This window comes from Gilliamella sp. Lep-s35, from assembly GCF_009795845.1.
GTDB lineage: Bacteria > Pseudomonadota > Gammaproteobacteria > Enterobacterales > Orbaceae > Gilliamella.
Genome location: NZ_WTEX01000004.1, coordinates 1 through 25,731 on the forward strand (window position 1 = coordinate 1; position 25,731 = coordinate 25,731).

Below are 25,731 nucleotides of genomic sequence, written 5' to 3' on the forward strand. Positions count from 1 at the left end.
TATGACGCCGATTGAATTTAAAACACAAAAACAGGCAGCGTGATTTTCTATGTGAGTTTTGTACTAAGTTTGGGGTATTTACAATGCCGTTTTGTTGGGCGTGAGTTTAATAGATATTGTATTTTCTTTATCTGTTCGTCGTCAACTAATGAAATGGCCGCTGACTTAGGTATAAACTGACGTATTAAGCCATTGGTGTTTTCATTGTACCTCTTTGCCAGCTTTTATAAGGCTCCGCAAAGTATACGCTAGTATTTAAATAATGCTCAATAGCATGATGATAATTAAATTCGGTTCCATTATCAAAGGTGATGCTTTTAACCATTTTTTAAACGGCGTTAGCAATTTTATTATCATATCTTTCGTTTCGGAGGCGGTACGTTGATTGAGCTATCACAAACGAAAATAATTGCTATTTAATCAAACATAAATAGCAATTAATGTTATGTAGAATAATGATTTGAGCTTAAATTTAAAACAGCCTAACCGCCATTAAAAACACTAGTAAAGCCTGATAAAAACGATTTTTGTTCTTGTTTTGGCATGCTTTCAAGATTGGCTTGAATTAGCTGATCGATTTTTTGTGTTTCGTTAACTAAACCTAACTGGTTATAAGCATTACGCATTAACAGCAATGCTTCTTTAGTTGAATCGGTATCAGGAAACATTGATAGCATATCAGTCACACGATTAACTACCGCTACATAGGCACCGCGTTTAGTATAAAACTGAGCTATTTTTAACTGATAGCGCGCTAATCTGTTTTTCAAAAACACAAGGCGTTTTTGCGCATCGGCCGTATATTGACTGCTTGGAAAACTTGATACTAAATAAGTAAAATCTTTAAATGCAGCAGCTGCATAATCAGCATCGCGGTCTGAACGATCAACGTTAAACCAACCTTGAATCATGTTATCATCTTGCGCCATATTTGAAATACCACGCATATAAATAACCCAATCAATATTTTGATGTGTTGGATTCAACTTTAAAAAACGGTCAATTGATGCAATCGCTAATGGTAAATCAGCTGACTTATAATAAGCATAAATCAAATCAAGTTGTACTTGTTGTGAATAAGGACCAAATGGATAGTTCTTGTCCATAGCCTCTAATACAGCAATACTAGATTTAATATTGCCATTTTCAAGATCTGATTTTGCTTTATTATAAAGCTCTATTTCCGGTACATTTTCAACATCGGGTTTGGAAGACGTACAGCCAATTAGCAAGCCACTTAAAACAATTGCTAACAAAGAGTGTAAACGTAATTTCATTCAGTTTTCAATCCAAATATAATTAAACATTAAAGGCAATGATTGGTATATAATACTCTAAAACATAACAGCTTAAAATAGATAAATTACACATGCATAAGTTAAAATTATCAACCGAAATTGAACAAACCCAATTAGGGATGCGCTTAGATCAAGCTTTATCAGCGCTTTTTCCTGATTATTCACGATCAAGAATAAAAGATTGGATTGTCAATAATAAAGTCATTGTTAATGATGTTATTGTCAACAAACCTAAAGAAAGAGTATTAGGTGGTGAAAAAATCACAATCAATGCTGAAATCGAAGAAGAAACCTATCATCAACCCGAAGATATAAAACTTGATATTGTTTACGAGGATGATGACATTTTAGTGATTAATAAACCTCGTGATTTAGTTGTGCATCCAGGTGCAGGCAATCCTGATGGTACGGTATTAAATGCCTTATTGCATTATTATCCTGATATAGCACGCGTGCCGCGAGCAGGTATTGTTCATCGACTCGATAAAGACACTACAGGCTTAATGGTTGTTGCCAAAACCATTAATGCTCAGACCCATTTAGTTGATGCGCTTCAACATCGTGAAATTACACGGGAATATGAAGCTGTTGCCATGGGCATTATCACTGCAGGAGGCACTGTTGATCAACCAATCACCCGTCACCCAACCAAACGTACTCATATGGCGGTATTTCCAACAGGAAAACCTGCCGTAACACATTACAGAGTGATGGAAAAGTACCGCCTACATACTCGTTTACGCTTACGTTTAGAAACAGGCCGAACGCACCAAATTCGTGTACATATGGCGCATATTGCTCACCCATTAATTGGCGATCCACTCTATGGCGGACGCCCAAGACCTCCTAAAGGTGCAAGCGAATCGTTTATTCAAACCTTGCGCGATTTTGATCGTCAAGCACTGCATGCTACCATGTTACGTCTGTATCACCCTATTACAGGCGAACTTATGCAATGGAATGCTCCAATACCGCAAGATATGCAAACGCTAATTCAGGCCTTGCAAGAAGATACCGAACAACACAAAGACGAACTAGATTGGTAACCAACATGATAAAATCGATTTACCCATATTGGACAGCCCCCAAAAACGTCCATGCCTTGACCACAACACGAATAGGCGGTGTTAGTATGGCACCATTTACAAGCTTAAATATGGGAAGTCGAATAGGCGATAATTTAACGCATGTAACCCAAAACCGCCAGCGTGTTATACAGGCAGAACAAATACCTAGCGAACCCTATTGGTTAACTCAAACCCATAGCACCATAGTGTTAGACATATCGCAAAATCCTTTAAAAACGGCAACAGGTAACATTCCTAACCAAACGACAGAAGCCGACGGATCGTATACTAATCAACCCAAACAAGTGAGCGTTGTACTAACAGCCGATTGCCTGCCTGTCTTATTTTGTACAACCAAAGGTGACGAAGTTGCGGCAGCGCATGCAGGATGGCGAGGATTATGTAACGGAATACTGGAAGAAACCGTCAAAAAATTTGCCTCGCCACCGTCAAATATCATTGCATGGCTTGGGCCAGCAATCAGCGCTAAAAAGTTCGAAGTTGGTATTGAAGTTAAGGAACAATTTGAAAGCATTGACCGCAACGCAAAAACAGCCTTTAAATTAATTAACCCTATAGAACAAAAATATCTAGCCGATCTTTACTTAATTGCAAAACAACGCTTACAAGCAATGGGGGTAACTAAGATTTTTGGCGGTGATTTTTGTACTTATACCGAACAAGACACGTTTTTTTCATACCGTCGAGAAAGTAAGACCGGTAGGATGGCATCAATGATTTGGTTCGAATAAAAATTAATTTTGTTAATCTTACCTATTAAGTATTAACGATATTTTTTGTTTTTTAAAGTATTGGATTTTTATTCTATATTGGCAAACTTATGGCTTTGCACACTCAAAAACCATTTATTATCCAGTCGATTTTGGTTGATTTTTCCTAACAACTTTATTGTTTCAAACATATTAAACGTACCATCTTTTTCACAAGGCGATAGATAATAGTGTTTGGCTTGAATATGAGTTTCAATATATTGGCAAAAATCGATAAAATCGGGGTGATTTTCAGCAACAATACGCACCTCGTTAGCGGTGGATTGAACTATTTTTTGGTAACGTGATTGGTAGCAAAATTTAGGGCTAAGTGCAATGTAATCAACTAACGGATCGACCTTACCAAGCCCATTACTTTCAATGGCGATAAAATACCCCGCTTTTTTAAGTGGCAAAAGCAATTCAGGTAACGCTTTAACCATGGTTGGCTCGCCGCCAGTAATTATGATATTTTTAGTTTTAAATTCGCTCACTTTGTCAAGCAGTTCCGCCAACGAAAAGCGAGTAAACTGACGAAAATTAGTATCACACCAAGCACAATTCAAATTGCACCCAGCAAAACGGATAAAAACCGCAGGCATGCCAGTATTATAACCTTCGCCCTGTAAAGATTCGAAGATTTCAACAATACGAAACTCAACCATATTAACTCCGACGATATTCGCAATACGAAGTGGGGGTTTCCCATAATTTGATCATCGAAACAGGCAAATATTGCGACAGATGATCGAAAATAAACTGACTCATCCCTTCGGCCGTTGTTCGGCAAGGAAAGGCAAAAATCTTGCGATCCATTTCTTGCAGTAACGACGCAATACGGCACTCATTAGGATTATTTTGATTATAAAGATAAGCATGGTCGAGAGAATCAACAATATACTGTTTAACGATTTGCTTTAAATCGGCATAATCCATGACCATATCTTGGCTTGAACCGCTATCAATAAGATCACCGCTGACTTCGACTAATAAACGGTAAGTATGACCGTGCAGATTGTGACATTTCTTATTATGCCCGTCTAACATATGACAAGCATCAAATTGAAATTCTTTGGCTATTTTGAACATGTTGTATTCCTAGTTTTTTTGCGTGGGATGGGTTACGAACCACGGTTAGATAATCTAACAAAATAAAAAGGGAGCACTACTATAATCGATAAACGGCAATTTGTCATTTTCACTGGTTAATTAAATGATATTTATTGACTATAGTTATTCTTACTACCACTTTATTTTAGCATTGATTAAGCCTAAACTAGTAAATGATTTTGTTGTACAAATTTTATAAAAATATTCTTCCCCCGATCTTGAAAATTATTCTTCCACACTCATTTAGTGATCAATGCAAATGGTATAAATGTATTAAGCATTTACACCAAATCTATTGCTCAGGAGATTAAACTATGAGGTTAGATAAACTTACCAACAAATTTCAACAAGCTTTAGCTGATGCACAATCGCTAGCATTAGGTAAAGACAATCAATATATCGAGCCAGTGCATGTCCTAACAGCCATGCTCAACCAAGAAGGTAGCAGCGTTGCGCCATTATTGAATGCAGCGGGCGCTAATGCGGCTATTTTACAGCAAGAACTAACACAAGCGATTGACCGATTACCACAAGTTCAAGGTGTCGGGGCTGATGTATTGCCATCACAAGAATTTATTCGTGTCTTAAATTTGTGTGACAAATTAGCGCAAAAAAATGGCGATAGCTATATTTCGTCAGAACTCTTTATACTTGCCGCTTTAGAAGACAAAGGCAGCCTAGGCGATATCCTTAAAAAATCAGGCATCAATAAAGACAAATTTAGCCAAGCAGTTAACCAAGTAAGAGGGAGCGATAACGTGAACGATCCTAATGCCGAAGATCAACGAGGCGCACTTAAAAAATACACCATTGACTTAACTGAACGTGCAGAGCAAGGTAAGTTAGATCCTGTAATTGGTCGTGATGAAGAAATTCGTCGTACCATTCAAGTATTACAACGCCGAACCAAAAACAACCCTGTACTTATTGGTGAACCGGGTGTAGGTAAAACCGCCATTGTTGAAGGGCTTGCGCAACGCATTGTCAACCGCGAAGTGCCTGAAGGTTTGCGTAACAAACGTGTTTTATCGTTAGACATGGGCGCATTAATTGCGGGTGCAAAATACCGTGGTGAATTTGAAGAACGCTTAAAAGCGGTACTTAAAGATTTAGCCAAAGAAGAAGGGCGCATCATCCTATTTATTGACGAAATCCACACCATGGTCGGTGCAGGTAAAAGCGACGGCGCAATGGATGCAGGTAACATGTTAAAGCCAGCATTAGCGCGTGGTGAATTACACTGCGTTGGGGCAACCACACTTGACGAATATCGCCAATATATTGAAAAAGATCCAGCGTTAGAACGTCGCTTTCAAAAAGTCTACGTTGCTGAACCAACAGTAGAAGACACGATTGCTATTTTACGCGGATTAAAAGAACGCTACGAATTGCACCACCATGTACAAATTACCGATCCTGCGATCGTAGCTGCGGCAACTTTGTCGCATCGATATATCTCAGATCGTATGCTACCAGATAAAGCGATAGACCTTATTGACGAAGCCGCATCAAGCATTCGTATGCAAATGGACTCTAAACCTGAATCTTTAGATCGCCTTGAAAGACGTATTATCCAACTTAAATTGGAACAACAAGCACTCAAAAAAGAATCAGACGATGCCAGTAAAAAACGTCTTGAAATGTTAAATGAAGAGCTTACAGAAAAGGAAAAACAGTACGCATCGCTCGAAGAAGAATGGAAATCTGAAAAGGCTGCTGTTTCAGGCACACAAAACATTAAAGCCGAATTAGAAAAAGCACGCACTGAAATAGAACAAGCGCGCCGAGCAGGCGATCTCAGTAAAATGTCCGAATTACAATACGGCAAAATACCCGAGCTTGAAAAGAAACTCGCCTCGGCAACGCAGTTAGAAGGCAAAACCATGAAGTTATTGCGTAACAAAGTGACCGATAACGAAATTGCCGAAGTGCTATCAAAAGCAACAGGCATTCCTGTTTCAAGAATGCTCGAAAGCGAAAAAGAAAAATTATTACATATGGAAGATGCGCTACACAAACGCGTTATTGGTCAACAAGAAGCGGTTGTTGCGGTTGCCAATGCGATTCGACGTAGTCGTGCTGGGTTATCAGACCCGAACAAACCAATTGGATCATTCCTATTTTTAGGACCAACGGGTGTCGGTAAAACCGAACTATGCAAATCGCTTGCTAACTTTATGTTTGACAGCGAAGATGCTATGGTGCGAATTGATATGTCTGAATTTATGGAAAAACACTCAGTCGCACGTTTAATCGGTGCGCCTCCGGGGTATGTGGGTTATGAAGAAGGGGGTTACTTAACCGAAGCGGTAAGACGTCGCCCTTATTCGGTCGTTTTACTTGACGAAGTTGAAAAAGCGCATCCTGATGTGTTTAATATCCTACTACAGGTGTTAGACGATGGACGCTTAACCGACGGGCAAGGTCGCACTGTTGATTTCCGTAACACGGTTATCATCATGACATCAAACTTAGGATCTGACCTAATTCAAGGTCAAGTTGATCTAAGTTATAACGAAATGAAAGCACTGGTTATGACCGTTGTAGCTAAACACTTTAGACCAGAATTTATCAATCGAATTGATGAAACTGTCGTGTTCCACCCACTTGGACAAGAAAGCATCAAAGCGATTGCCAAAATTCAATTAGCACACGTTGAAAAACGTTTAGATGAACGCGGTTACCAAATGGATATTTCAGATGCGGCGTTAGAACATCTTGCCAAAGTGGGCTTTGACCCAATTTATGGTGCAAGACCACTAAAACGCGCAATACAACAAGAGATCGAAAATCCATTAGCGCAACAAATATTGTCAGGCAAATTAGTTCCGGGTAAAGCTATTGAGCTGGATTTAGTGGGTGACAATATTGAAGCGAAACAGCAATAACACACCAAAACAACAAACCGACCTAAAGGGTCGGTTTAAGGCCACTGTTAAAGTGGCATTTCACTGCTTTTCAATAATGCTAAAATTCAAATAAAATAGGATAAGGGAATAGTAAGATAACAATTAATATGTTAACTAGGAATCAAAAGCTATCTGATTTTGAAGATGTAATAACGTTCTTTGATAAGATTTATGAGTGTATCCCTTGCGAATCAGATCTAAGCACAAAACTGAAACGAAATGCCTTCTATGCTTTTGTTATCATTCATACCATTAGTAATTGGCAAAGCGATGGTTGGTGTAATCTTCTATGGAATTATGCTACAGCAAAATATGTTGTACCCGCAATGAAAGCAGTAAACTTACCACAAATTGCAGATGTTTTGAACAAGTAGAACAAACTTATTCCTTTTCCTATTCTGAATGTGAAAACGAGAAAGAATTATGCAGTTTAGGCAATTTTATTCAAAACCCACGGCAAAAGCGCAAATACATTACGTCAGAAAGGCTGCTAGCCATATCAGAAGAACAACGTCAAGCCTATTCAAAAAATTTCCTCGATAAATTAATTGCAAATATTAGATGATTTGGTTACCCCTTTATGGGATTATCAAGCCGCAGAACAAGAAATTTGGCAACCTGTAATTAATTTCATAAATCAACATAAATAGATTGAAACCCAACAGAAAGCAGATACATTGCTAAAAGAGACCCTATAAATAAATTTTTGTATTTGCTGATTTTTAAACTACTCTATTGAGTAAAAAAAGAAGTAAATACAAATGGACTAAAAAAGACTAAAAGAAATGGCAGCCGAGCTTGCCAAAGGAATAAAAACCCAAAAAGATTTAGGTAAATTAACCGGTTTTATGAATAAACTGATTATCGAAACAGCCTTAAATGCTGAAATGACCGAACATCTTGGACATAAAAAAATCAGAAGAAACATGGCAGTAATAGCCGCAATGAGTATAGTAAAAAGATGGTTATTTGTGATGATGGAGAGATAGAGCTGACCATTGCTCGTGACAGGGAAAGCCATTTTGAACCACAGCTCATCAAAAAACATCAAACGCGAATCGATAAAATCAATCATCAAATCTTATTTTTGTACGCTAAAGGCATGACCACAAGAGAAATTATGGATACGTTCAAAGCAATTTTTGTTTATCCGCAAGATATCAGTAAGGCGATTTACACAACTAACACGATAGAGTCACTTAATAGCGTCATTCGCACGCTATTAAAAAACGTAAAGTTTTTCCAACAGATGATGCGGAGAAAAAGGTGATCTATTTAGCGATACAACAAGCATCTAAAAAATGGACAATGCCAATTAAAAATTGGAAAAGTGCGATGAGTCGATTTATGATAGAATTTGGTGACCGAGTTCATGGTCACCTTTAACGGGTAAATACACAAAATTTGGGATGGGTATTTAAAGATTTTGTCTTTTTTTGATTGATTTAAAGTACCAGTATAAAACAAGATAAGCCGTACCTGTAGATAGTAGATCTGCCGTTGGTGCTGCCGCCCAAACGCCACTGAATCCTAAAAATAACGGCAAAATATAAAGGGCAGGTAACAAAATCAAAATTTGTCTTGAAAGGCTTAATAAAATCGAAATTTTTGCCATACCAATACATTGGAAAAAGCTAGTAGTCACCATTTGAAAGCCAACAAAAATAAACGAAAGTGTAGTAAAACGCAACGCAATGGCTGATAATGCTACAAGATCTTCCTCTGAACTAAAAGCTCGCACCAACATATCTGGAATAAAAAATCCTAACACAAAACCGAGCGAAGTTACAACCGTTGCCACTTTCACAGCATAAAAGAACGTCTTTTTAACGCGATCATAATTTTTAGCACCATAATTATAACCAATAATAGGTTGCATACCTTGATTGATACCAATAACAATCATAATCACTAGCGTAATAAGTCGGTTAGCATTAGAAAAAGCGGCAATGGAATCATCACCAGATACGCCAGCAAGTGGCGCATAGCGATTAAGTTGCCAGTTAATAAACACCACAACAATTGACGCAGCCATTTGCATTGAAAAAGGCGATAAACCGATTGATATAACCGATTTTGCAATTGAAAAGTCCAACTTAAAATTACGACGATAAAGCTTAATATTACTATTCTTATTTAAAAAATGTTGCATAACAAACACAAAGCTAATCATCATCGACAACGTTGTTGCCAGTGCAGCTCCACGCATTCCCCAGCCTAAACCAATAATAAAAATTGGCGCTAAAATAATATTGGCAATCACACTAACAAACATAGTGACCATTGCCTTAAATGGATAACCACTTGCGCGCATCATATTATTGTAGTTAAAAGTCAGGGTTAAAAAGATACTACCAGGTAGAAAAATCTCTAAAAACTCTCTAGCATAAACATGATTAACAGGGCTAGAACCGACAAAACGCAACACGGGATCAACAAAAATAAGTAACATCGACAACGTAAAACCACTCAGCACCGCAGTTAGCACAAATGACGTACCAGCGACTTTTTCGGCCTTATCATTTTCACCACGACCTAAAAAAATCGAAATACGACTGGCCGAACCGATTCCAACTAGCATACCAATTGCTGCTGCCAAATTCATTACCGGTAAAATAAGACCAGCGGCACTTAATGCCTCGCGCCCAATCCAATGGCCAATAAAAACACCATCAATAATATTATAAAGTGTGTTAACTATTGTCCCGATAATGGCGGGTAACGCATATTGCCAAAACAAAGCACTAATTTTTTTTTGCCTAAAATCGTGATAAATATCGTGAGATTTCACCATATTTTTTATTCCTATCGTTAGATAAAGAAGTTTCAGATAAGATATACGTTTGAGTATAAATTTGAAATTATGCCTACTAGTCTAACAGACTTATTAATTGTTGATAGCACTTTTTTCGTGTTTTGCTAAAATGAACACTATTTTTTCAAGCTCTAAACAGGAATTTCTAATGAGTGTACAAATCGAAAATATCATATTACATAAATTAGTTAGAAAAAGTGACACCGAGATCGAACTGCAATTACGTGACTCAACGCTAGGTAATGAGCAAGCGGTTATTAATTTAATTGAAGATATCAACCGCATCTATAATAACAAAAGCAAAGCCTATGGATTATTTAATAGCGAAAGCTTATTTGAACAATCACTAAAAGAACTACGGCTAGGCAATCAAGATTTTTTACATTTTAGCCAAGAATCAACCAAACAACTACGCAACGAACTTGCCAAATATCCTTTTGCAGAAGGAGGAACGGTGGTGTTTTGCCAATATCGTTATTTGGCGGTTGAATACTTAATTATTGCGGTGTTAAATAGTTGCTTAAGTATGTTAGTTAATGAAGACTTAGATATTAGCGAAACGCAATATCTAGATATTGACCATGCCGATATTATTGCCCGTATAGACATGACCGAATGGGAAACCCAAGCCGACTCAAAACGATACCTAACTTTCTTAAAAGGTCGAGTAGGGCGAAAAGTATCTGACTTTTTTATGGACTACCTAGGTGCTAATGAAGGATTAGATGCGAAAGCACAAAACAAAACACTGGTTAAAGCGGTAGATGATTACTGCCAAGAAATGCAATTTGACAAACAAGACAAAACCAACGTACGTGAAAGCGTCTACAATTACTGTCAAGCTCAATTACAAGCTGGTGAAGAAATTGAACTAAAAAATCTAGCCAACGAACTACCAACAAGTGACGATAACAACTTTATCGAATTTATTAAAAACAGCGAATATGACTTAGAAGACACATTCCCCGTTGATCGTAGTGCATTGCGCCAACTTAAAAAATTCTCGGGCAGCGGTGGCGGATTAACCTTAAGCTTCGATTCAAATTTGTTAGGTGAACGTATAAAATGGGATCCACAGACTGACTCACTGGTTATTAAAGGTGTACCGCCTAATTTGCGTGATCAGCTACAACGCAATAGCGGCTCGAACTAATTATCCGCTAATCATAAACTAACAACGTTATTAGGACAAAAAATGAAATACATTGGTGCACATGTAAGTGCAGCAGGTGGGGTAGATAACGCCCCGATAAATGCCTATCAAATTGGCGCAACCGCATTTGCGCTATTTACCAAAAACCAACGGCAATGGCACGCCAAACCGCTTGAAACAGCCACCATCGACAGCTTCAAAAAACGCTGCGAAAAATATGGCTTTACCAGCAAACAAATTTTGCCACACGACAGTTACTTAATTAACTTAGGCCACCCCGATAGTGAACAACTTGAAAAATCACGCACTGCGTTTTTAGACGAAATGCAACGTTGTGAACAATTAGGATTAACATTACTCAATTTTCACCCAGGAAGCGATCTAAAACAAATATCGGTTGATGAATGCCTAGCACGCATTGCCGAATCGATTAACATTACGCTCGACAAAACACAAAATGTGGTTGCTGTTATCGAAAATACGGCTGGACAAGGCTCTAACTTAGGCTATAAATTTGAACATCTTGCGCAAATCATTGACCAAGTCGAAGACAAAAGCCGAGTTGGAGTTTGCATTGACACTTGCCATGCTTTTGCCGCTGGTTACGATTTACGTACCGAACAAGCTTGCCAAGAAACTTTTGCTGAGTTCGAAAAAATAGTCGGTTTTCAATACTTACGAGGCATGCATTTAAACGATGCCAAAAGCGAATTTGCTAGCCATGTCGATCGCCATCACAGTTTAGGCAAAGGCAATATTGGCGAAGCGGCATTTAAATATATCATGCAAGACCCAAGAATTGACGAAATTCCTCTTATCTTAGAAACTATTGATCCCGATATTTGGGCACAAGAAATAAACTGGTTAAAGGAACAGATGAATAAATGATAAAGAAATTATTCTATTTTTTGTTTCTGATTTTTATCTTAGTGCCACTGAGTTTCTATAGTTATGCTCAAAGCCTTGATCGTAATAAATTGAAAGAATTTGATGGTAGTGGTTATAGAAAAGATATTCGAATCTATTCGCTAGAATTTATTAATTATATTGAAGATGAACCTAGTTTTACGTTCATCTCATTATCTGATGATATTAATTTATATGATAAAGAGTATAAAGAAAGAGTCTTTTTAATTCCTAGTGGAAAAAGAGAAAATTACAAAAAGAAAGAATATTTATTGACTGATTCATATCGTGCTAAATTTTTTTCTGAAGTTGGAATATCTGAAAACGATACGGTTTTTATTTATGATTATGAAAAAAATTATTTAAAATCATTTCCTATTAATAGCTTAAAAGCTTTAGCTATTGTTAATCCTTATAGCAGTAGTGAAGATTTTTTTGATTTATCTGATTATATGTTTGGTTTTAAATTAGATTCTAAAATATTTAAAGACCATCCATCTAGCCTTGTTTATATCGGCAAAGAAAACCCTTTTGTACAAGAGCAATTAACGCCTTTATTTTGGAACAAAATCAATGAACAGGACTTTCCTGTTCTTGATGAAGACGATGAAATTACCGCTATAGCATTTTGGGGAGATATAAAAAGTTTGGAAAAAATGGACTGTTATTTGGCTGAAGCAAATGGTTTTCGTTTTTTTATACAAAACTATACCAACAAAGATAAAAGCAAGCTTATTCAAAGTGATGAAATCATAGCAAGGCATTTAATTATATTAGACTCCAACTCCAATATAATAACGAATGAGATTGAAGGTATAGCTGAAGGTGACATGTTTTACCCACTAAATAGCTTAAATAATAAAGATGAGTTTATATATCAATGGACAGGTAAAATTTTAAAAAATGAGCCACCCGTTGTGTTTGGTTTCAAATCATCATCATTTTCCTGTACTCCTGTTTTCCAATTTATGCGTCCACTGCACGACTATTTTGTGCCAAGGTGTGATGCACGGTATTAAATCCGGTACATTATTTTAGTAGGCAAAAACGAGCAGACAGATTAATAAAGTACTATTTGAATATCTATTATAATCATATCCATCGTCATTCAGCTAACAGTTAGATGACGCCTGAACAACAATATTATCAAAACGATAAAATGATAGCGGTCGGCAGTGTTTGGTATTTTGGCAAGGATCAAGCATTCAATCTAAAAACTTAGATGAAATTTCTTTGGAAACAGCGACTAAATTAGATGAATTAAAAGATATTGATTTTGTTGGTTTTTTATTTGGTTATTTTGATGGATTTTCTCCTCATCCATAATCAGCTGCAAAAATCTCCATTAAACTGATTTGATTCAAGATAGCATTAGTCACAACCCTAATTCTACGTTAAAATAGTTAGTTTATTACGCAATAATTACCAAGGAAATTGCATGACAACTGAAATGACAACACTCGACAAAATCAAAAAACAAATTGCTGACAATCCAATTATTTTATATATGAAAGGTTCGCCAAAATTGCCAAGTTGTGGCTTTTCGGCTCAGGCTGTGCAGGTTTTGTCGCAATGTGGTGAAGCGTTTGCATATGTTGATATTTTACAAAACCCTGATATTCGTGCCGAGTTACCAAAATTTGCTAATTGGCCTACATTCCCACAATTATGGGTTGAAGGCGAGCTTGTTGGCGGCTGTGATATTATGTTAGAAATGTTCCAAACTGGCGAGTTGCAAACGATTATTAAGCAAACGGCTGAAAAGCACAAATCTTAATCTCCAATCAATCAAGCGCGCCAGTTGAGCGCGCTTTTGCAAGCAACTCTTTTAGATGCCATTCATATTGAGCATCTTCGTACGCTTTTTTGGCTTTGTCTGTATTGAGCATGGCTTTTTCTAAATCATCTATTGTTTTAGTGTGTTTGCTTGTTTTTAGTTTATTGCTCATTATGTTCATTTGTCTCTATTGGTGTTTCGGTTTCCATTTTACTATCGATAGATACCAAAGGCCATCCTCCAAGTGATTTTAGTCGATTAACAATTTTACAAAAAAGTATAGCCGTTTTTTGAGTGTCGTATAGTGCACTGTGAGCTTGTTTGTGATCAAAGGTGATTTGTGCCATTTGGCAAGCTTTGGCAAGCACTGTTTGTCCAAAAATTAAGCCACTGAGTGATGCTGTGTCAAAGGTAGCAAATGGGTGGAATGGATTGCGTTTGATTTCTGAGCGTTCTGCTGCTGCCATTAAAAAGCTGTGATCAAAATGTGCATTATGTGCCACAATGACTGCGCGCGTGCAACCGCTGTCTTTGATGCCTGATCTGACCATTTTGAATATTTCATCTAGGGCTTGCCTTTCGTCTACTGCTGCCCGTAATGGGTTGCTGGGGTCGATGCCGTTAAAGGCAAGTGCAGCAGGCTCCAAAATAGCACCGTCAAATGGATTGACATTAAATTGTAGCGATTTTTCTGGTTCTAGCCAGCCGTCGGGCGTCATTTTTAGAGTGATGGCGGCAATTTCTAATATGGCATTGAGTTTGGGATCAAACCCCGAGGTTTCAATATCAATGACAACGGGATAAAACCCCCGAAAGCGTTCACATAATTTGGCGTTTGGCACAATAATTTATCTTAATTCGTCAAAAAAGGGCTATTATGCCAGTTTTTAAACGGTTCGCCTAGCATTGGCTTTAAGCATTTGTTGTTAATTTGTTTATCGGAAGCTTTACATAATCACATTAAGGCAAACGAGTAGATGCGTTTATTATTTAAAGTGATTATAATCATTCCTTATAAAATCATTTTAAAACCGAGTAAGCAATGCATCATTTTGAATTAGAAAAGATTATTAATAATGAGCTACAAATTACCCGTTATCGGGACTATGCGCCAAATGGGTTGCAAGTACAAGGGCGAAGGCAAGTTAATAAAATTGTAACAGGCGTTACAGCTTGTCAGTTATTATTAGATAAAGCAGTTGAATTACAGGCTGATGCGGTGTTGGTGCATCATGGCTATTTTTGGAAAAACGAAGTGCAAACCATTACTGGCATTAAGTATCAACGCATCAAGACGTTGTTAACAAATGATATTAATTTGTATGGCTACCACTTGCCGTTAGATGGTCACCCCACTTTAGGTAATAATATGGCGTTAGCTAATTTACTCGGGATTACGGTTGATAAGCGTGATGATATTACTAACCTACTTTTTACAGGTGTGCTAAATAGCCCATTGACGGCATTACAATTTAAACATCAACTTGAACAAGTATTACATCATAGCCAACGGCAAGTGTTGTTTTGTGGTGATAATGCACCGCAAATGATTAAGCGTATTGCTTGGTGCAGTGGTGGTGGGCAAGATTATATTGAGCAAGCAGCACAAATGGGCGTAGATGCTTTTTTTACTGGCGAAGTATCAGAACGCACTATTCACATTGCGCGCGAATATGGTATTAACTTTTATGCCGCAGGGCACCATGCTACTGAGCGTTATGGCATTGAAAATCTAGGAAAATGGTTAGCAAGCGGTTATGGTATTGATGTTATTTTTATTGATATTGATAATCCTGCATAACAAAAGTTGAATTTACTTGAGAAATATCGCATACTTATTCGCATATTTTATTCTTTACGTTGTGTTATAAACCAATAATATGAGAGGTCATTTTATGTTTACAGGAAGTCTGGTCGCACTAGTTACCCCTATGGATACGAAAGGAAATGTAGACCACGTAAGCTTAAAAAAATTGGTCGAATATCATATTGCTAATGGAACATCGGGCATTGTTTCGGTCGGTACGACAGGCGAATCGGCAACGCTTGATCATCATGAGCATATCGATGTGATTAAACGAACCATCGATTATGCCGATGGTCGCATTGCTATTATTGCAGGTACGGGGGCAAACGCAACGAAAGAGGCCATTGAATTAACCAGTCGGGTTGAAAATATCGGGGTTGTTGGTTGTTTAACGGTTGCGCCTTATTATAATAAACCAACCCAAGAAGGCATCTATCAACACTTTAAAGCCATTGCAGAAAGTACAACGTTGCCACAAATCTTATATAATGTGCCTGGGCGCACTAGTAGCGATATTAAACCTGAAACCGTTGGGCGTTTAGCCAAAATTAAAAATATTGTTGCATTAAAAGATGCAACAGGTGACCTTTCAAGAGTTTATCCAACCCGTAAATTAGTTGGGCCTGATTTTAAATTATTAAGTGGCGATGACTCAACGTTTTTAGACTTTATGATTTTAGGTGGTGATGGAGTGATTTCAGTCACTGCCAACGTGGCTGCCAAAGCTGTTGCAACGGTATGTAAGCTTGCTGCTAATAACCAAATTCAAGAAGCTCGTGCTTTAAATGATACTTTAACGGCATTACATCGTCATTTGTTTATTGAACCCAACCCAACGCCAGCTAAATGGGCTTGCGCAAGATTAGGTTTAATGCAAAGCCCAAGCATTCGATTGCCTTTAGTTGCGCTAACTCAATCATCAATTTCGGTAGTTGAGCAAGCATTAAAAGAGGCAAATCTACTATAGTTTTGTATAACCTTAGTTTTGTATAACCTTTAATTTTAAAAGCAGATATCTATGTTAAATAACACATTGAACAAAATCCTATTTAAAAACAATGTTATTAAAAAAACGGCTGTTTTAGCAGTTGTGACTTCTTTATTTCTTGTTGGTTGTGGTAATGATCAAAATTTTAAACGTGAAGTTGAAGGAAATGAAGATTATCTTAAATCACCTGCTTTAAAACCGTTAATCATTCCAGAAGGTACTACGATACCAGCTGAAAGTAATGAGTTTTTTGTTAATACAACTGAGGTTCACGGTGATTTAGGAAAGAAGCTTGATATTAGACCACCAACTTTACCAATCTCAACTATCCAAGAAGCTTTTGCAATTTATAATAACGGCTCAGTCACTTTTAATGTGCCATTAAGTAGTAATGTGTGGGAGCAGATTCCTAATAGTTTAAATAAAAGAAATATTTTGATTGCTAGCCACGACAGTAATACTATTCAAACCGGCAAAAGCTTTATGGTTCGTGCTGACGAAGAGCAAGCGGTTGAAGCCTCTTATTCAATTAAACGTCAATTGCTAGGGGATACCGAAACAATCACTATTTTGATCACCTCGTTAACCCGTGGTACTGAAAATTTAATTTCACAACCGGTTGAAGTACAACGCTATATTGTTGGTTTATTTAATGACATCATGAACGATGTTGCACCTGATTCTATGCGTATTGTGCCAGCAAAAGCACAAGATAAAAATGACGAAGAAAAGAACAAGCCTGAAAGCAAAAAAACAGCAACAGCCGTAAGTGATGAAGATCAAAAATAGATTTGGAATTTAAGGAGCGAACAGCTCCTTAATTATTTATTGGTAACTGGTATAAGGTTAAAAACATGAAAAAGTTGGCTGAGCTTTATCGTGGTAAAGCTAAAACGGTATACACTACTGAAAACCCCGATTTATTAATCCTTGAGTTTCGCAATGATACATCCGCATTTGATGGTTTACGCATTGAGCAATTAGATCGTAAAGGCATGGTTAATAATAAATTTAACTATTTTATTATGACTAAATTGCGTGAAGCAGGTATCCCAACTCAAGTTGAGGCCTTATTATCAGACAACGAAGTACTTGTAAAAAAACTACAAATGGTGCCTGTTGAATGTGTGGTGCGCAATCGTGCAGCAGGATCTTTAGTTAAGCGTTTAGGCGTTGAAGAAGGTAAAGTCTTAAATCCTCCTACTTTTGAATTATTCCTCAAAAACGATGCATTGCACGATCCGATGGTTAACGAGTCACACTGTAAAGCTTTTGGTTGGGCGAGCGATGATCAATTAGCTAAAATGAAAGAACTGAGCTTTAAAATCAACACTATTTTGACTGATTTATTTGACAAAGCAGGGCTAATATTAGTTGACTATAAGCTTGAATTTGGTTTATTTAAAGGCGAAATTACCTTAGGCGATGAGTTTTCACCCGATGGTTGTCGCTTGTGGGAAACTGCCACACTAAAAAAAATGGACAAAGATCGCTTTCGCCAAGGTTTAGGCGGTGTAATTGAAGCTTATGAAGAGGTGGCTAAACGCATTGGTGTGCCTTTGTAATGCTTGCGCAGTTTGATGTTTCTTTTTTTATTCTATTAGGTTTAGCAGCACTGTGTTATTTAACGCACAATAACACAGTGACATTTGCAGTACTGTTATTGTTACTCTTTAAGCTAACACCACTAGCCACTTATTTTCCATTTTTAAATCAATATGGCTTAACCATTGGAATTGTTATTTTAACAGCTGCCATGATGGTGCCATTGGCTGATGGTTCGTTAAAAATTAGCGATATTGTTAAATCGTTTACTACTTGGCAATCACTATTGGCTATTTTGGTGGGTATTTGTGTATCTTGGCTTGGCACGCGTGGCGTATCGCTTATTGGTGCAGAGCCAACTATTGTTAATGGCTTAATTATTGGTACGCTAATTGGCGTTGCGTTTTTCAAAGGTGTTCCTGTGGGGCCGCTTATTGCTGCTGGGATATTGTCGTTATTAATTGGAAAAAGTTAACCTATGCATACTCCCAACAACACTCGACAGCTATGGGTGTTACAGGGTGAAACCTCACAATTATTTGAACAACTTATACCCATCTTTGAGCAAAACGCTGGCGATTGGGTTACTGTTACGCATCAGCCTGATTGTTTGCCTTGTTCATTGATTGCGAACGCACTTAAACCTAATCAAACAAAACAATTATTGGGTCAGCAGTATCGGCATGCGGTTTTTGATGCAACGGTTGGATTTAATCTTGATGCTTTTGCCATGTTAGTCGGTACACTAATAAAAGGCAGTGTGTTGGTTTTGTTATTACCCAATAACTTGGCTACTTGGCACGATCAAGACAGCTTGCGCTGGAACGAATGTCAAACCGCCATCACGGTACCTAATTTTGTTGCACATTTAACCCAAACATTAGCAGAGTTTGGCATCATTATTAATCAAAACTCTTTGCCAAAAACAGCTGTATCGCCCATGTTTTTTGAGCAGGTGACCGATGACAATTACGACTTAACTCAGCAGCAAACGACATTAAAGCAATTATTAAACAGCAATAAACAAATTAATGTCGTTGTTGCCAAGCGTGGACGTGGCAAATCGGCATTAGCAGGACTGTTTAGCCATTATCAACGTTGTATTGTAACAGCGCCCAATAAATCAGCTTTGACAACCTTTTTTGCTTTTGCCAAACCCGATACCCCATTTTTTGCACCTGATGAATTAATTGCACAGTCACATCATAATTTTGCTAACTATTTGATTATTGATGAAGCAGCAATGATTCCTCTTTCAATGCTTGAAAAACTGCTACAATTGGCTATTGCCAATAATAGCCGAGTATTATTAACAACAACCGTTGAAGGGTATGAAGGTACAGGGCAGGGCTTTTTATTAAAATTATTGGCAAATAAAGCGTGTCAATATTTTTACCTACATACCCCCATTCGTTGGCAATTGGGTGATAAACTTGAACAATTTAGCGATCGGTTGTTACTCAATGGGTTATTGGCGCAAGATAACGCTAGGCAAACGAGTTCTTTATCCGCCCAATATACTAAGGTTGATCACAACGATGTTAATGCATTAACATCGATCTTTTATTTATTAAAAATAGCACATTATCAAACCACACTCATTGATTTACGACGACTATTTGACGCACAAAATTTATCAGTTTGGCAGGCAACAGTTGATAATAAAAAAGTTGCTGCGGCAGTGACAATAACTGAAGGTAATTTGCCTGATGACTTAATTGAACAAGTATGGCAAGGCACACGTCGCCCCAAAGGTAATTTAGTGGCGCAGTCACTGGTTGCCCATGCTGGTGAGCGGTTAGCTGCCAAGCTGCGCTCGGTTAGAATCAACCGCATTGCGGTTATTAGCACTTATCGACGACAATCTATTGCTAAACAACTTGTGCAGAATATTGTTGATGATGGCAAAGCGCATAATTGTGATTTTGTATCAGTTAGTTTTGCTTATAGCCCGTCTAATTATCAATTTTGGACAGCTTGTGGTTTTACCTTAGTTCATATTAGTAGCCATAAACAAGCTAGCAGTGGCAGTTATTCGGTTATGGTGCTTAAGTCATTAACCGAATCTGGGCAGCAGCTAATACGAAAACTCACCCAAAGGTTACACCGTAATGCTTATTGGCTTAAAAATATCATCGATTTACCTTTTAACCAGATGATTAAGAACAATAGTGAAACGTTATTATCACTAAATTTAGATACGCATGATTTTGATGAGCTAACGGGATTTGCTTATTATCACCGCCCATTTGAAGCCTCTTACCCTGCGCTGTGTCGATTAAATCGTCATATTCAAACGCGCTTACAATCACAATCTACACAGGCGAGTACTTTGCCTGTATTGTCAGCACTGCTAAAAAGCAAAAACAATCAGAATTTGATCATTGATTTATATCAACTTGCCGGCAAACAAGCATTAATGCAAACTATTAAACACGAGGTCAGAACATGGCTAGCAAAGCAGGGCAATAATGTAATCTTTAGTCAAATAGACAGCAAAAATAATTAATTGCCATTGCAGGTTATCAAGAGGTATGTTTACAATAGTTACTATGTTTTTACTCAATTGGTTTTAATTAAAAAGGAATCGAATGTGACTCACAATAAACTCGAAAACCAAACGCAGCACCGCCATTGGCAAAACCAAACGAATAACAACACCCCAAAAGGTCAACCAACAACAGGCATTGAGTATTTTTTAAAAGGCTGGTCATTGGCGTTTAGCCCCGGGATTAAGCGGTTTGTTTTTTTACCGCTAATTGCCAATATTGTGATTATGTCGGCACTATTTTATTGGTTTTTTACCTCCATTACGGGAGTAGTGGATTGGGGATTATCGTATGTACCAAGTTGGTTGCAGTGGTTGGGTTATATTATCGTTTTTATTGTGATATTGACACTGGTAATTTTATTTTGTTATTTTTTTAGTACGGTAACCAATATTATTGCTGCACCGTTTAATGGTATATTGGCCGAACAAGTTGAAGCACAATTAACAGGAATACCTGCGGTAGATACATCGTGGTTAAGTATTATTAAAGATCTTCCTCGTATTTTTGGTCGTGAATTTCAAAAATTGCTCAACTATCTATTATGGGCTATTCCGATACTGTTAACCTATTTTATTCCAGTTATTGGGCAATCGGTTACACCGGTGGTTTGGTTTTTATTTACTGCTTGGCAAATTAATATTCAATATGCCGATTACGCCTTTGATAATCACAAAATCACTTTTGATCATATGCGTCAGTTGCTTAAACAACATAAAGCCGATAATTTAACTTTTGGCATGTTAGTTAGCTTTTTTACCATGGTGCCAGTGCTTAATTTAATTATTATGCCTATTGCCGTGTGTGGTGCTACGGCAATGTGGGTTGATCGCTACCGCCATCAAGCATTATTTAATAGCGGTAACTAAGCTTACTATTATTTTAACAGTGTTACTTTTTTTTAGGCGACGTTGAAGTGGGCGTTGTTGGTCAATCATCGTCGTCATCTTTATAAGGGATAGGTTTTATTCCTTTCTTTTTTTCAAGATACGCTTTATAACTTAGTCGATTTAGTGCTTTAATGGTATTAATAAAAATTCCAATTAAAATAATCAAAATTATCCACCAATAATCTTTAAGCCATTCCATAGTATTTCCTCTTAGATTAAAATCAAAATCACCAAGTTATAATCGTCACATCAACTAATTACGCTAACAACAATTTTTCCAAAATACGGTAATAAATTGCAGTTAAAGTAATAATATCTTGACAGTTGGCATTTTCATTGACTTTGTGAATAGTTTTATTAAGCACACCTAATTCAATCACTTGGCAGCCCATTTTAGCAATAAAACGACCGTCAGATGTGCCACCGCTAGTAGATAATTCGGTATCAATATTGGTTAACTCTTTGATAGCGCTAGCTGCAGCGTTGGTTAAATCACCTTGTGGCGTTAAAAAAGGGTGACCAGACAATCGCCAAGTTAAGGTATAATTAACATTGTGCTTTTGTAAAATCTGCTCAACACGCGTCTTAATTATAGCATCGGTCAATTCGCTACTATACCGAAAATTAAATTGCACACAAAGCTCGCCCGGTACAACATTTTCAGCACCCGTACCGCCATTAATATTCGCTATTTGCATTGTGGTTTTAGGAAAGTACTCATTACCTTCATCCCAAACGGTACTAACCAGTTCGTTTAATGCTGGCGCAAAGCGATGAACGGGATTATCGGCAAGGTGAGGATAGGCAACATGGCCTTGAACGCCATGTACAACCAAATTAGCCGTGAGTGAACCACGGCGGCCATTTTTAATTTGATCGCCTAACACGGTGTCGCTAGATGGCTCGCCGACAATACAATAATCAACACGTTCTTGTCGTTCTATTAGTAAATCAACCACTTTGACAGTGCCGTCAGTGGCGTCTGCTTCTTCATCTGATGTGATCAAAAAAGCCACACGTCCTGCGTGGTTTGGATTGCGTTTAACAAATTCTTCTGCTGCACAAACCATGGCTGCAACACCGCTTTTCATATCTGATGCACCGCGCCCATAAAGCACGCCATGCTCGTCAATGGTTGGTGTAAAAGGTGGATAAAGCCATTTACTTTCATCGCCTGCAGGTACAACATCGGTATGACCTGCAAACATCAAGGTTTTGCTGGTAGCATCACCATGATAAGCCCATAAGTTTTTGGTTTGCCCTATATTGACTTCTTCAATGACAAAACCAAGCGGTTTTAATCGCTCAATAATGAGTTTTTGGCAGTTTTTATCGTCAGGACTTATTGATTTTTCGGCAATGAGTGCTTTGGTTAATGCAATAACAGGTTCGGTCATAATGGCCTCAATTTTATTTAGATTGCGATGTAAATTGTGAATAAAGTGGATCTGAAAATCCCAATAAAGTTCGTTTTCCATCAATCAATAAAGGGCGTTTTAAAATAGATGGATTGGCTAGCATGATTTTTTTAGCTGCTTGCTCGTTATCGATCTGAGCACGGACAGCTTCATCTAACTTGCGCCAAGTTGTGCCGCGCGTATTAAGCAAATTTTGCCAATCTACCAATTGCAACAATGTATCTAAAAGCGCTTCTGATAGTCCATCGGTTTTATAATTGTGAAATTGATAATTAATGTGATGTTCATCAAGCCAAGTAAAGGCTTTTTTCATTGTGTTGCAGTTTTTAATGCCATAAATAGTGTACATAAGGCTGATCTCAGTTTGAAAGATAAGCAAATTATAACAGTTATCAGCATAGGGCAGCAAATTAAAGGAGGAATTTAAGCAAACGGATTATTTTAATCATAACAAAGAACAATTGCTGTTTTTTACAACTTAATTAGTAAAACCCTTAATAAAACTAAAAAAAATCTTAAAAAAGCTAGTCAAATAGTTTTCAAACGATTATACTAAAAAAGCAAAACAGATCATTTAATAATCTAACGGGTATAAAAAATCAAATAAAACAAAGAATTACTTGACAAAGGAAATATGATGCAGTACCATGTTAAACACCGAACACCGAACACCGAACACCGACACTGGCAAACCTATGTTTTAAGTTTACCAAACACTGCCATTAGGTGCATTTTCACATTTTTCTCGCTTATATCCTCGATATTATCGCTTAAATTATCACTAAAATCATTGGCAAAAATTGTATTACTGGCACTGCCGTTATTGTCATATTCGTGGCAATTGCAGGCAGCAAATGATAGCAATAATCGAGCTAAGCGTAGTGATGCCATAATACTACCACTGACGGAAGTTATTAATTATGCAAGGCCAACTCTAAGGGGTGGTTTTGGAGGCCCAGCTGACATATGGAATTCGAATAAAGGCTTTTTAGTTCAATCAATCGAGCCTCAGTCATACAATCTCAATTTTCCGACCACGGGTGCGAATGGTCTATTTTTTGATTTACTCATAAGTGGCGTAGATATAAATAAATTGACATGGCAACCAGTCACGCACGAAGGAATTACTGCAACAGTGACAAATGTTGTAAATGCTCATTTGTGGACTCCTGATTATGAGGAGAGAGGACCTGTGGTAGCTCGCGTAACGCTAACCGGTCCAGTGGCAACAATAAATCAACATAAGAATCCGAATCCTAGCCCAATTGCTAAGCCAAGGTTACCGCAGACGTTTGAGTTAGTGGGTAGAGATAATGATGGCCATGAGGTAGTCTATGGATTTGTGCTACAAAAGTGGTTTGTCAATCGTGGTGCTGAATCTAAACCTTATAGTGACCAGTTAGCATGGTGTAATAGTTTGGGTTATCGCATGCCGAAGGTAAAAGATTTAACCAATGCGAAGTGTGGTAAACATTATTATTTCCCCTGTAGGAATGGCATAGATGGCGCCAAGCCGTCGTCAGGAGAGTATGGATTACAACGTCGAATTGGCGCTGGATTTTTCACGGAGTGGGGCTACGTGCAGGACTACTATGGTGCGAACTTTGTCTTCCTCTACTATTGGACAAGTGACGGGGTAGAGGCAGATAGAATTCGGTACAATGTCTACGCGGGCGGTGGCAACGTTGCCATCCCCAGCGACTCCCCCGACACTCACTTTTATGCTGTTTGCACCACCCCTTAGTTTTTAGTTATTAATCTTTAAAGTTATATAAGACAGCCAAGCAATAAAAAACAGCAGCCCCACATTAAGTGGGGCTGTTTATTTTGCCGATTATTTTGTAAAAAATATTCCGGAGTCTATACCGTTTTAAATTCATAACAAATTGATTTAACTAAAAAAGTAAAAAGTGCCAACAACACCGCAAGGCCAATATTTCAGTTTTTTTACGCTATCAAGAAAACAGACAAAGCCCCATTTTTGTTAAAAACTTTCAGGAATGCACCTTATTTATGTAAAAAACCTAAAAAAATCAAACTTAAGTTATAAAAACTAGCCAAGCAATAAAAAGCAGAAGCCCCACATTAAGCGTGGCTGTTTATTGGTTTATTTTGTCGGTTATTTTGTAAAAAATATTCCGGAGTCTATACCGTTAAACCGAATAAAGCGATTTTAAGCCAAAGGACTTATGCGCTTTTAGCGAATTACCTTAATGATGAAATGTAAAAACTCGGTGTTTTTCTACAGATTATTGCTTATATAAAGACTAATTTAGCGCTTTATGGTATGATTAGCGCCAAATTCAATGACAATAAGTTATGCTGATTAAGAGTTATCAAGTTTTAGCATGCAAATGGCGACCAAAATCATTTTCTGAAGTTGTGGGGCAGGAGCATGTCCTTAAAATTTTGTCTAATGCACTATCACTTGGTCGCGTTCATCATGCTTATTTATTATCAGGCACACGAGGCGTGGGTAAAACGTCAATTGCACGTTTATTAGCAAAAGGGCTCAATTGCGAAACAGGCATTACGGCAACACCTTGCGGGGTTTGTGATAACTGTCGTGATATTGAGCAAGGGCGATTTGTTGACTTGCTCGAGATCGATGCCGCATCACGAACCAAAGTCGAAGACACGCGTGAAATTCTTGATAATATTCAATACTTACCAACTAAAGGGCGCTTTAAGGTCTACTTGATTGACGAAGTCCATATGCTGTCACGCTG

The 25,731-nt window shown here is 37.6% G+C and carries 26 protein-coding genes, 3 pseudogenes and 1 riboswitch; of the genes and pseudogenes, 19 read left to right on the top strand and 10 right to left on the bottom strand.

Translation table 11 applies throughout. The features are described from left to right. Positions 1 to 47: 47 nt before the first annotated feature. Together GQ590_RS12430 and bamD are read right to left on the bottom strand one after the other, a co-directional pair. Positions 48 to 247: pseudogene (locus tag GQ590_RS12430) on the bottom strand (hypothetical protein); the annotation flags it as partial. 235 nt (positions 248 to 482) lie between these two features. Continuing rightward, positions 483 to 1,277: an outer membrane protein assembly factor BamD gene (gene bamD / locus GQ590_RS02530; RefSeq protein WP_160406369.1), complete on the bottom strand. Its 795-nt coding sequence runs from the start codon at positions 1,275 to 1,277 to the stop codon at positions 483 to 485. A gap of 92 nt (positions 1,278 to 1,369) precedes the next feature. Between bamD and rluD the strand changes: the two genes are divergently transcribed. Both rluD and pgeF read left to right on the top strand, forming a co-directional pair. Continuing rightward, entirely contained in the window at positions 1,370 to 2,344 is a 975-nt protein-coding gene (gene rluD, locus GQ590_RS02535) for a 23S rRNA pseudouridine(1911/1915/1917) synthase RluD (protein WP_065635565.1), read from the top strand. 5 nt (positions 2,345 to 2,349) lie between these two features. Next, complete coding sequence (gene pgeF, locus GQ590_RS02540) at positions 2,350 to 3,117, top strand: peptidoglycan editing factor PgeF (RefSeq protein ID WP_202112842.1); 768 nt, start codon at positions 2,350 to 2,352, stop codon at positions 3,115 to 3,117. A 68-nt stretch (positions 3,118 to 3,185) separates the two neighbouring features. On the opposite strand, the gene GQ590_RS02545 is transcribed toward pgeF, so the two are convergent. Together GQ590_RS02545 and queD are read right to left on the bottom strand one after the other, a co-directional pair. After that, positions 3,186 to 3,800 carry a 7-carboxy-7-deazaguanine synthase QueE gene (locus GQ590_RS02545; protein WP_160406370.1) on the bottom strand — a complete coding sequence of 205 codons (615 nt, stop codon included), beginning with the start codon at positions 3,798 to 3,800 and terminating at the stop codon, positions 3,186 to 3,188. 1 nt (position 3,801) lies between these two features. Next, on the bottom strand, positions 3,802 to 4,224 hold the full coding sequence (gene queD, locus GQ590_RS02550) for a 6-carboxytetrahydropterin synthase QueD (RefSeq protein ID WP_065635568.1): 423 nt from the start codon (positions 4,222 to 4,224) through the stop codon (positions 3,802 to 3,804). Between the two features lie 3 nt (positions 4,225 to 4,227). Beyond that, positions 4,228 to 4,273: riboswitch (PreQ1 riboswitch) on the bottom strand. A 286-nt stretch (positions 4,274 to 4,559) separates the two neighbouring features. Between queD and clpB the strand changes: the two genes are divergently transcribed. From clpB to GQ590_RS02565, 3 genes and pseudogenes are all read left to right on the top strand, one after another. After that, positions 4,560 to 7,133: an ATP-dependent chaperone ClpB gene (gene clpB, locus GQ590_RS02555; protein WP_160406371.1), complete on the top strand. Its 2,574-nt coding sequence runs from the start codon at positions 4,560 to 4,562 to the stop codon at positions 7,131 to 7,133. A 128-nt stretch (positions 7,134 to 7,261) separates the two neighbouring features. Continuing rightward, the gene (locus tag GQ590_RS02560; protein WP_160406372.1) at positions 7,262 to 7,528 is read left to right on the top strand and encodes a hypothetical protein; all 267 of its coding nucleotides are present in this window, start codon (positions 7,262 to 7,264) and stop codon (positions 7,526 to 7,528) included. A 411-nt stretch (positions 7,529 to 7,939) separates the two neighbouring features. Next, positions 7,940 to 8,540, top strand: a pseudogene (locus GQ590_RS02565) (transposase). Between the two features lie 31 nt (positions 8,541 to 8,571). Here GQ590_RS02565 and GQ590_RS02570 read toward each other — a convergent pair. After that, positions 8,572 to 9,948 carry an MATE family efflux transporter gene (locus GQ590_RS02570; RefSeq protein WP_160406373.1) on the bottom strand — a complete coding sequence of 459 codons (1,377 nt, stop codon included), beginning with the start codon at positions 9,946 to 9,948 and terminating at the stop codon, positions 8,572 to 8,574. Between the two features lie 169 nt (positions 9,949 to 10,117). Here GQ590_RS02570 and yejK point away from each other — a divergent pair, with 169 nt between their 5' ends. From yejK to GQ590_RS02595, 5 genes are all read left to right on the top strand, one after another. Then, positions 10,118 to 11,122 (top strand): nucleoid-associated protein YejK, encoded by a 1,005-nt coding sequence (gene yejK, locus GQ590_RS02575; RefSeq protein ID WP_160406374.1) that lies wholly within the window; start codon positions 10,118 to 10,120, stop codon positions 11,120 to 11,122. 42 nt (positions 11,123 to 11,164) lie between these two features. Beyond that, complete coding sequence (gene nfo / locus GQ590_RS02580; RefSeq protein ID WP_160406375.1) at positions 11,165 to 12,010, top strand: deoxyribonuclease IV; 846 nt, start codon at positions 11,165 to 11,167, stop codon at positions 12,008 to 12,010. Then, a complete protein-coding gene (locus tag GQ590_RS02585) occupies positions 12,007 to 13,047 on the top strand; it encodes a hypothetical protein (protein ID WP_160406376.1) in 1,041 nt (346 codons plus the stop codon). Before nfo ends, GQ590_RS02585 begins: the two co-directional genes overlap by 4 nt. Positions 13,048 to 13,207: 160 nt before the next feature. Further along, entirely contained in the window at positions 13,208 to 13,354 is a 147-nt protein-coding gene (locus tag GQ590_RS02590; protein WP_160406377.1) for a hypothetical protein, read from the top strand. A 124-nt stretch (positions 13,355 to 13,478) separates the two neighbouring features. Next, positions 13,479 to 13,805: a Grx4 family monothiol glutaredoxin gene (locus GQ590_RS02595; RefSeq protein ID WP_160406511.1), complete on the top strand. Its 327-nt coding sequence runs from the start codon at positions 13,479 to 13,481 to the stop codon at positions 13,803 to 13,805. A 7-nt stretch (positions 13,806 to 13,812) separates the two neighbouring features. Here GQ590_RS02595 and GQ590_RS02600 read toward each other — a convergent pair whose 3' ends face one another. Continuing rightward, positions 13,813 to 13,977, bottom strand: a complete 165-nt coding sequence (locus tag GQ590_RS02600; RefSeq protein WP_160406378.1) for a hypothetical protein — start codon at positions 13,975 to 13,977, stop codon at positions 13,813 to 13,815. After that, positions 13,967 to 14,647, bottom strand: coding sequence for a ribonuclease T (rnt, locus tag GQ590_RS02605; protein WP_337189570.1), 681 nt, complete (start codon positions 14,645 to 14,647; stop codon positions 13,967 to 13,969). Before rnt ends, GQ590_RS02600 begins: the two co-directional genes overlap by 11 nt. 200 nt (positions 14,648 to 14,847) lie before the next feature. Between rnt and GQ590_RS02610 the strand changes: the two genes are divergently transcribed. The 7 genes from GQ590_RS02610 to cysZ all read left to right on the top strand — a co-directional run bounded on the left by GQ590_RS02610 (position 14,848) and on the right by cysZ (position 21,563). Continuing rightward, entirely contained in the window at positions 14,848 to 15,606 is a 759-nt protein-coding gene (locus GQ590_RS02610) for a Nif3-like dinuclear metal center hexameric protein (protein WP_160406379.1), read from the top strand. Positions 15,607 to 15,700: 94 nt separating this feature from the next. Then, the gene (gene dapA / locus GQ590_RS02615) at positions 15,701 to 16,579 is read left to right on the top strand and encodes a 4-hydroxy-tetrahydrodipicolinate synthase (protein WP_160406380.1); all 879 of its coding nucleotides are present in this window, start codon (positions 15,701 to 15,703) and stop codon (positions 16,577 to 16,579) included. Between the two features lie 51 nt (positions 16,580 to 16,630). Next, positions 16,631 to 17,389 (top strand): outer membrane protein assembly factor BamC, encoded by a 759-nt coding sequence (gene bamC, locus GQ590_RS02620; protein WP_160406381.1) that lies wholly within the window; start codon positions 16,631 to 16,633, stop codon positions 17,387 to 17,389. Positions 17,390 to 17,454: 65 nt separating this feature from the next. Next, positions 17,455 to 18,165, top strand: a complete 711-nt coding sequence (gene purC / locus GQ590_RS02625) for a phosphoribosylaminoimidazolesuccinocarboxamide synthase (RefSeq protein ID WP_160406382.1) — start codon at positions 17,455 to 17,457, stop codon at positions 18,163 to 18,165. Then, positions 18,165 to 18,620 carry a DUF441 domain-containing protein gene (locus tag GQ590_RS02630; RefSeq protein ID WP_160406383.1) on the top strand — a complete coding sequence of 152 codons (456 nt, stop codon included), beginning with the start codon at positions 18,165 to 18,167 and terminating at the stop codon, positions 18,618 to 18,620. Before purC ends, GQ590_RS02630 begins: the two co-directional genes overlap by 1 nt. Before the next feature lie 3 nt (positions 18,621 to 18,623). After that, positions 18,624 to 20,654, top strand: coding sequence for a GNAT family N-acetyltransferase (locus tag GQ590_RS02635; protein WP_160406384.1), 2,031 nt, complete (start codon positions 18,624 to 18,626; stop codon positions 20,652 to 20,654). Positions 20,655 to 20,738: 84 nt separating this feature from the next. Further along, the gene (cysZ, locus tag GQ590_RS02640; RefSeq protein WP_091125425.1) at positions 20,739 to 21,563 is read left to right on the top strand and encodes a sulfate transporter CysZ; all 825 of its coding nucleotides are present in this window, start codon (positions 20,739 to 20,741) and stop codon (positions 21,561 to 21,563) included. 61 nt (positions 21,564 to 21,624) lie between these two features. On the opposite strand, the gene GQ590_RS02645 is transcribed toward cysZ, so the two are convergent. Genes GQ590_RS02645 through GQ590_RS02655 form a run of 3 tightly spaced genes read right to left on the bottom strand, consistent with a single transcriptional unit; the run spans position 21,625 to position 23,351 of the window. After that, on the bottom strand, positions 21,625 to 21,783 hold the full coding sequence (locus GQ590_RS02645) for a YpfN family protein (RefSeq protein WP_081300065.1): 159 nt from the start codon (positions 21,781 to 21,783) through the stop codon (positions 21,625 to 21,627). Positions 21,784 to 21,841: 58 nt separating this feature from the next. Then, on the bottom strand, positions 21,842 to 22,981 hold the full coding sequence (gene dapE / locus GQ590_RS02650; RefSeq protein ID WP_160406385.1) for a succinyl-diaminopimelate desuccinylase: 1,140 nt from the start codon (positions 22,979 to 22,981) through the stop codon (positions 21,842 to 21,844). Between the two features lie 13 nt (positions 22,982 to 22,994). Next, the gene (locus GQ590_RS02655; protein WP_160406386.1) at positions 22,995 to 23,351 is read right to left on the bottom strand and encodes an ArsC family reductase; all 357 of its coding nucleotides are present in this window, start codon (positions 23,349 to 23,351) and stop codon (positions 22,995 to 22,997) included. A gap of 441 nt (positions 23,352 to 23,792) precedes the next feature. Between GQ590_RS02655 and GQ590_RS02660 the strand changes: the two genes are divergently transcribed. After that, positions 23,793 to 24,746 carry a hypothetical protein gene (locus GQ590_RS02660; RefSeq protein WP_160422529.1) on the top strand — a complete coding sequence of 318 codons (954 nt, stop codon included), beginning with the start codon at positions 23,793 to 23,795 and terminating at the stop codon, positions 24,744 to 24,746. 575 nt (positions 24,747 to 25,321) lie between these two features. After that, positions 25,322 to 25,729 (top strand): annotated as a pseudogene (locus GQ590_RS02665) (AAA family ATPase); the annotation flags it as partial. Between the last annotated feature and the right edge of the window lie 2 nt (positions 25,730 to 25,731).

Coding starts and splice junctions, on each gene's coding strand:
- bamD (WP_160406369.1), bottom strand. CDS start 1,277: ATGAAATTACGTTTACACTCTTTGTTAGCAATTGTTTTAAGTGGCTTG.
- rluD (WP_065635565.1), top strand. CDS start 1,370: ATGCATAAGTTAAAATTATCAACCGAAATTGAACAAACCCAATTAGGG.
- pgeF (WP_202112842.1), top strand. CDS start 2,350: ATGATAAAATCGATTTACCCATATTGGACAGCCCCCAAAAACGTCCAT.
- GQ590_RS02545 (WP_160406370.1), bottom strand. CDS start 3,800: ATGGTTGAGTTTCGTATTGTTGAAATCTTCGAATCTTTACAGGGCGAA.
- queD (WP_065635568.1), bottom strand. CDS start 4,224: ATGTTCAAAATAGCCAAAGAATTTCAATTTGATGCTTGTCATATGTTA.
- clpB (WP_160406371.1), top strand. CDS start 4,560: ATGAGGTTAGATAAACTTACCAACAAATTTCAACAAGCTTTAGCTGAT.
- GQ590_RS02560 (WP_160406372.1), top strand. CDS start 7,262: ATGTTAACTAGGAATCAAAAGCTATCTGATTTTGAAGATGTAATAACG.
- GQ590_RS02570 (WP_160406373.1), bottom strand. CDS start 9,948: ATGGTGAAATCTCACGATATTTATCACGATTTTAGGCAAAAAAAAATT.
- yejK (WP_160406374.1), top strand. CDS start 10,118: ATGAGTGTACAAATCGAAAATATCATATTACATAAATTAGTTAGAAAA.
- nfo (WP_160406375.1), top strand. CDS start 11,165: ATGAAATACATTGGTGCACATGTAAGTGCAGCAGGTGGGGTAGATAAC.
- GQ590_RS02585 (WP_160406376.1), top strand. CDS start 12,007: ATGATAAAGAAATTATTCTATTTTTTGTTTCTGATTTTTATCTTAGTG.
- GQ590_RS02595 (WP_160406511.1), top strand. CDS start 13,479: ATGACAACACTCGACAAAATCAAAAAACAAATTGCTGACAATCCAATT.
- GQ590_RS02600 (WP_160406378.1), bottom strand. CDS start 13,977: ATGAGCAATAAACTAAAAACAAGCAAACACACTAAAACAATAGATGAT.
- GQ590_RS02610 (WP_160406379.1), top strand. CDS start 14,848: ATGCATCATTTTGAATTAGAAAAGATTATTAATAATGAGCTACAAATT.
- dapA (WP_160406380.1), top strand. CDS start 15,701: ATGTTTACAGGAAGTCTGGTCGCACTAGTTACCCCTATGGATACGAAA.
- bamC (WP_160406381.1), top strand. CDS start 16,631: ATGTTAAATAACACATTGAACAAAATCCTATTTAAAAACAATGTTATT.
- purC (WP_160406382.1), top strand. CDS start 17,455: ATGAAAAAGTTGGCTGAGCTTTATCGTGGTAAAGCTAAAACGGTATAC.
- GQ590_RS02630 (WP_160406383.1), top strand. CDS start 18,165: ATGCTTGCGCAGTTTGATGTTTCTTTTTTTATTCTATTAGGTTTAGCA.
- GQ590_RS02635 (WP_160406384.1), top strand. CDS start 18,624: ATGCATACTCCCAACAACACTCGACAGCTATGGGTGTTACAGGGTGAA.
- GQ590_RS02645 (WP_081300065.1), bottom strand. CDS start 21,783: ATGGAATGGCTTAAAGATTATTGGTGGATAATTTTGATTATTTTAATT.
- dapE (WP_160406385.1), bottom strand. CDS start 22,981: ATGACCGAACCTGTTATTGCATTAACCAAAGCACTCATTGCCGAAAAA.
- GQ590_RS02655 (WP_160406386.1), bottom strand. CDS start 23,351: ATGTACACTATTTATGGCATTAAAAACTGCAACACAATGAAAAAAGCC.